This is a genomic window from Streptomyces niphimycinicus (assembly GCF_018883605.1).
Lineage (GTDB): Bacteria > Actinomycetota > Actinomycetes > Streptomycetales > Streptomycetaceae > Streptomyces > Streptomyces niphimycinicus.
Map to the genome: position 1 here is coordinate 1 of NZ_JAHLEM010000244.1, position 5759 is coordinate 5759.

Sequence of the window (5759 nt, forward strand, 5' to 3'; positions counted from 1 at the left end):
TTGGGGTGTGGTTCCGGTTCAACTTCATGGTGTTTCGGTGGTCATAGCGTTAGGGAAACGCCCGGTTACATTTCGAACCCGGAAGCTAAGCCTTTCAGCGCCGATGGTACTGCAGGGGGGACCCTGTGGGAGAGTAGGACACCGCCGAACAAATATTGCAAAGAGCCCTGTCGGGACTTCGGTCACCGGCAGGGCTCTTCTGCTGTTGTGTTGCGGGCTACTCGGTGTTCATGTTGCCTGGGCAACATGCCGCTCATGGGGACACCTACGGATGAGCTGCTGCATGAGTTGACCCGGGCGCGGGTGCGGCCGGGCGACGAGGTAATCGTGCCGTCCTACGGCACTCCTGAGGCCGCTGAAGCGGTGCTGCTGGCCGGTGCCAGGCCGGTGTTCGTGGACATCGACGCCCATACCTACTGCATAGACCCGGCCGCGGTGGCCGAGGCGCTGTCGCCCCGGACCGCGGCCATCGTGGCCATTCACACCTTCGGACATCCCGCCGACATGGCGGCCCTCACCGGCCTGGGCCAGCGGCACGGCGTGCTGGTGATCGGATACGGGTCGGCCGGTGAGTCCGCCGGGGAGATTCTGCGGCGACAGGCCAACGCGGCCTATCTGGACGGAAAGTTGCGCGGGGTTCTCACGCCGCCGGTCGCGCCGGGCGTGGAACACACCTATCAGCAGTACGTCGTTCGGGTCCCCGGCAATGGCCGGCCGGATCGGGACGCCTTCGCCCGCACGCTGCGTTCTCGCGGCGTCGTATGCCATGTGCCCGTACAGACACCCGCGCACCGCACCGCGCGCTTCCGGCGCGATCTGTGGCTCGCGGAGACCGAGCGAGCGGCCGATGAATGCCTGGCGCTGCCCGTCGATCCGACCATGTCGCGGCGGGAGTTGCAGCGCGTGGTCTCGGCCTGCAACGCGCTGGGCGGGCTGCTCCAGTCAGCCGCCTGAGGCATGGGGGCGAGTGGTCGGGAGCGCACCCGAGTTCGGGTATGATCTATCCCGTCGACGCGCCCCAATAGCTCAGTCGGCAGAGCGTCTCCATGGTAAGGAGAAGGTCTACGGTTCGATTCCGTATTGGGGCTCTCCTGCGAAAGGCCCCCGCCATATGGCGGGGGCCTTCGTCATGTTCGGGCATTGTGTATTCGGGCATTGCGCGGGGTCGCCCGGCGCCCCGGCCGCCCGCCTCAGGAGTCGGCGGGCTCGGGGACGCGCATCGCCAGGATCGCCATATCGTCCGACGGAGGCTCCGCCGCGAAGCGCTCCACGGCCCGCAGCACTCGGGCGGCCACCGCGCCCGCCGTAAGGCCGGTACAGGTCGTGAGGACGTCGATAAGGCCGTCGTCGCCGAGCATCCTGGTGCCCTCGCGCCGCTCCGTCACGCCGTCGGTGACGCACAGCAGCACATCGCCCGGGTCGAGCGTCACCGTCTGCTCGTACAGCTCGAGGTCCTCCATGACGCCGAGGAGTGGCTGGGGCTCGGCCGCCGCCTCCACGCTGCCGTCCTGGCGCAGCCGGAGCGGCAGGGGATGTCCGGCGCAGACCACCTTGAGCACCGCGCTGCCGTCGTGCTGCGGCCACAACTCCCCATAGAGGAGGGTCAGGAAGCGGCTGCGGGCACCCTCGTCGAGGATGGCCGCGTTGAGCCGCTCCAGGACCGCGGGGCCGCCGAAACCCTCGCGGGCGAGCAGCCGCAGGGCGTGCCGGGCGAGTCCGGTGACGGCGGCGGCCTCCGGTCCCGTGCCGCAGACATCGCCGATGGCGAAGCCGTACGCCCCGTCGCGGATCGGGAAGAGGTCGTAGAAGTCGCCGCCGACCTCATTGCCCTCGCCCGCCGCGCGGTAGATGACCTCGACCTCGACTCCGGGGACCTCGGGCTGCTCGGGCGGCAGCAGACTGCGCTGGAGGGACTGGCTGATGGCGGTGCGCTCCGAGTAGAGCCGCGCGTTGTCCAGCGCGAGCGCGGCCCGGCGGGAGAGGTCCTCGGCGAGCTCCAGGTTCTCCTGGCGGAAGTGCTCGTCGGTCGGCTTGCCGAGGATGAGCATGCCGATGACGCGGTTGCGGGCCACCAGGGGCAGTACGACCGTCTCCCCGCCGACCGCGGAGGCGGTCGCGAGCGAGGCGCCGGGGCCGGAGGAGGGGCGGGCGGAGTCGCCGAGGCTGAGGCTGCGCAGCGAGGTGCGCAGGGCGGCGGCGTGGGCCGCGTCATAGGGGCCGGACCAACTGCGGGCGCCGCCGGTGGGGACCTGCTCCGGTGGGTCGATCTTCATCAGCAGGGCCTTGAGGCCGTCGATGCGGTCCTCGTCCTCGTGCAGGACGTACGACAGCTCGGGATCGGACGCCTGGTCGGCGACCGTATAGACGGCGCACCAACTGGCCAGCGTGGGCACCGTCATCTGGGCCATCAGCGCCAGCGTCTGGTCGCGGTCCAGGGTGCCCGCGAGGAGGTCGGACGCCTCGACGAGGAAGGACAGGGAGCCGCGGCGCAGCCGCTCCAGCTCGGTGAGGCGGGCGCGCTCGACGGCGAGGGCGATGCGGTCGGCGGCGAACTGGAGCCGCAGGGCCTCTTCGTTGCTGTAGCGGGCGGGGGATTCGGCGGCCACGCCGAGCGAGCCGGTGAGCCGGCCCTCGACCTTCAGCGGGACGGTGACGACGGAACGCATGCCCGTGTTCACCAGCAGTGGAACGGCGCCTGGCACCGCGGACAGGTCCTCGTGGACGGCGGGCATCCGGGCCGAGCCGTAGCGCCCGGTGCCCGCTTCGACGGGGACGCGGGCGAATCGCTGGCGGGCGGAGGGCAGCCCGGTGGAGGCGCGGACCTCCAACTCGGTTTCGTCGTCGGTGGCGAGCAGCAGATAGGCGGCGTCGCCGTCGAGCATGTCACGGGCCCGCTCGACGGTGCGCTGGAGCAGACCGTCGAGGTCGTCGGGGGCCGGGGAGCCGATGAAGACCTCGAAGGCGTCGGTGGACTGGCCGCGATCGGAGGTTTCGGCGGTGTCGGCGCTCGCACCGCGCATCGGGCTCTGTAGTACGGCGCGCTCGCGTTCGCGCACCAGCAGACAGACGGTGGACGGCTCGCCCTCGGCGTCGCGGATGCGCAGATGGGAGGCGTAGACGGGGGAGACCCGGCCGTCGGCGCCGCGGATGCCGTAGGAGCCCTCCCAGCGCGAGAGCAGGAGTGCCTCGGCGACGCCGGTGCCGGTGCCGGGGGTGTGCGGCCAAGCGGCGAGGTCGGTCAGCGGCTTGCCGATGACCTGCTCCGGTGGGTAGCCGAACAGCTCCTGAGCGTCGTCGTTCCAGGCGCTGATCAGACCGCCGCTGTCGACCTGGACGACTCCGACCCGGACCCGGGCGTCGGCGATGGGCAGGGCGCTGGAGGGCAGGGCGGGCCCGGCGGCTCTTGTCCCGGCCGGACGGTCGGGGAAATCGAGCTGGAACCAGACCTGCTTGTGGGTCGCGGTGTACTCGACGCCCCAGCGGCCGGCGAGGGCCGCGCACAGCAGCAGGCCGCGGCCGCCCTCGCGGTCGGGGTTTCCGAAGTGGTGGCCGCCGTTGCTTTGCAGCGGGACCTCGCGCTCGGGGTAGCGGTCGGCGACCTCGACGCGCACGCCGGTGTCGGCGCGGATGCAGACCACATCGGCGGTGGTACCGGCGTGCACCACCGCGTTGGTGACAAGTTCGCTGGTCAGGACGACGGCGTCGTCCACGATGTCGGTGAGGCCCCACCCCTGGAGGGTGTCCCGGACAAAAGTGCGGGCGGCGGCGACCGAGCGTCCCACCGGCTCGAAGGTGGCGGCTGCCCGCGCGGTGATCACAGATCTCCTCATATATGTCTCGGCGAACTGCTCACCCATGTCGCAGCGCCCCTCCGATGCCCTGGCCGGTTGCCAGGTTACTTACCACCGACGCCCGCGCGAATGCCGGTCGGCCTCGATTCCCCCCAGAGTGGGCGTTCGGGGGTGTGGGATGCTGCCGAACTGTTATGGCCTGGTTGGGGCATGGTGAAACACTGGGGAAGCTGGAAGAAGAACCCGACGAGGATGGTCAACCCTGCGGGAGGGACACGGTGGAGTCTGGCGCAGCGGCGCGGGCCACGAATACGCGCGCGAAAGGCGGACGGTCCCGGAGCAATGGGACGACTGAAGTGGATACGGCGGCCCTGAACCGGCTGCTGACCGCGATGACGGCGATGCGGGACGGCAACTTCCGCAAGCGGCTCACGGTCTCGGGCGAGGGCGTGATGGCCGAGATCGCCGCGGTCTTCAACGAGGTCGCGGATCGCAATCTCCAGCTCACCGGTGAGCTGACCCGGGTGCGGCGGGTGGTCGGCCGCGAGGGCAAGCTCACCGAGCGGCTGGAGACCGGCGCCTGTGAGGGCCAGTGGGCCGCGGCCATTGACGCGTCCAACGCCCTGGTGGACGATCTCGTGCGGCCGGTGTCCGAGGTGGGCCGGGTGCTGTCGGCGGTCGCCGAGGGCGATCTCGAGCAGCGCATGGATCTGCGGGCGCAGGGCGCCGATGGATCGGCGCATCCCCTGCGGGGCGAGTTCCTGAAGGTGGGGCGCACGGTCAACGGCCTGGTGGACCAGCTCTCGGCGTTCACCGACGAGGTGACGCGGGTCGCGAGTGAGGTCGGCACCGAGGGCAAGTTGGGTGGCCAGGCCCGGGTGCGTGGAATGTCGGGTTCGTGGAAGGACCTCACGGAGTCCGTCAATACGATGGCCTCCCGGCTCACCGCCCAGGTGCGTGATATCGCTCTCGTGACGACGGCGGTGGCCAAGGGTGATCTGTCCCGGAAGGTCACGGTTCATGTGTCCGGGGAGATGCTCGAGCTGAAGGAAACCGTCAACACGATGGTGGACCAGCTCTCCTCGTTCGCCTCCGAGGTGACCCGGGTCGCCCGTGAGGTGGGCACCGAGGGCGAGCTGGGCGGCCAGGCGAAGGTTCCGGGTGTCGCGGGCGTCTGGAAGGACTTGACCGACTCCGTCAACCTCATGGCCGGGAACCTGACCGCGCAGGTGCGCGGGATCGCCCAGGTCACCACGGCGGTCGCCAATGGCGATCTGTCGCAGAAGGTCACGGTGAGCGCACGCGGCGAGGTCGCGCAGCTCGCCGACACGATCAACACCATGACCGAGACGCTGCGCACCTTCGCGGACGAGGTCACGCGGGTGGCCAGCGAGGTGGGCGCCGAGGGACTGCTGGGCGGTCAGGCGCAGGTGCCGGGTGCGGCGGGTACGTGGAAGGACCTCACCGATTCGGTGAACACCGCGTTCCGGAACCTCACCGCGCAGGTGCGGGACATCGCGCAGGTGACGACGGCGGTGGCGAACGGCGATCTGTCGCAAAAGGTCACCGTGGATGTGGCCGGCGAGATGCTGGAGCTGAAGAACACCACCAACACGATGGTCGACCAGCTCCAGTCCTTCGGCGCCGAGGTGACACGGGTCGCCCGGGAGATCGGCGTCGAGGGCGAGCTGGGCGGCCAGGCCCAGGTGCCGGGTGCGGCGGGCACATGGAAGGACCTCACCGATTCGGTGAACACGGCCTTCCGGAACCTCACCGGACAGGTGCGCAACATCGCCCAGGTGACGACGGCGGTGGCGAACGGCGATCTGTCGCAGAAGGTCACCGTCGATGTCTCCGGTGAGATGCTCAAGCTGAAGAACACCGTGAACACCATGGTGGACCAGCTTTCCTCGTTCGCCGACCAGGTCACCAGGATGGCGCGGGACGTGGGCACCGAGGGCCGGCTGG

At 70.0% G+C, this 5759-nt stretch carries 3 protein-coding genes, 1 tRNA gene and 1 rRNA gene; 4 read left to right on the forward strand and 1 reads right to left on the reverse strand.

The features are described 5' to 3' along the window. Positions 1 to 33: 33 nt before the first annotated feature. From rrf to KN815_RS22265, 3 genes are all read left to right on the forward strand, one after another. Positions 34 to 150: ribosomal RNA gene (gene rrf, locus KN815_RS22255) — 5S ribosomal RNA — on the forward strand. 105 nt (positions 151 to 255) lie between these two features. After that, positions 256 to 954, forward strand: a complete 699-nt coding sequence (locus KN815_RS22260) for a DegT/DnrJ/EryC1/StrS family aminotransferase (protein WP_216343698.1) — start codon at positions 256 to 258, stop codon at positions 952 to 954. Between the two features lie 61 nt (positions 955 to 1015). Further along, positions 1016 to 1088 (forward strand) — tRNA-Thr (locus KN815_RS22265). Positions 1089 to 1190: 102 nt separating this feature from the next. On the opposite strand, the gene KN815_RS22270 is transcribed toward KN815_RS22265, so the two are convergent. After that, complete coding sequence (locus tag KN815_RS22270; RefSeq protein ID WP_253209162.1) at positions 1191 to 3857, reverse strand: SpoIIE family protein phosphatase; 2667 nt, start codon at positions 3855 to 3857, stop codon at positions 1191 to 1193. Positions 3858 to 4069: 212 nt separating this feature from the next. On the opposite strand from KN815_RS22270, the gene KN815_RS22275 reads away from it, so the two are divergent. Beyond that, a partial coding sequence (locus KN815_RS22275) for a HAMP domain-containing protein (RefSeq protein ID WP_216343699.1) occupies positions 4070 to 5759 on the forward strand: 1690 nt, incomplete at its 3' end.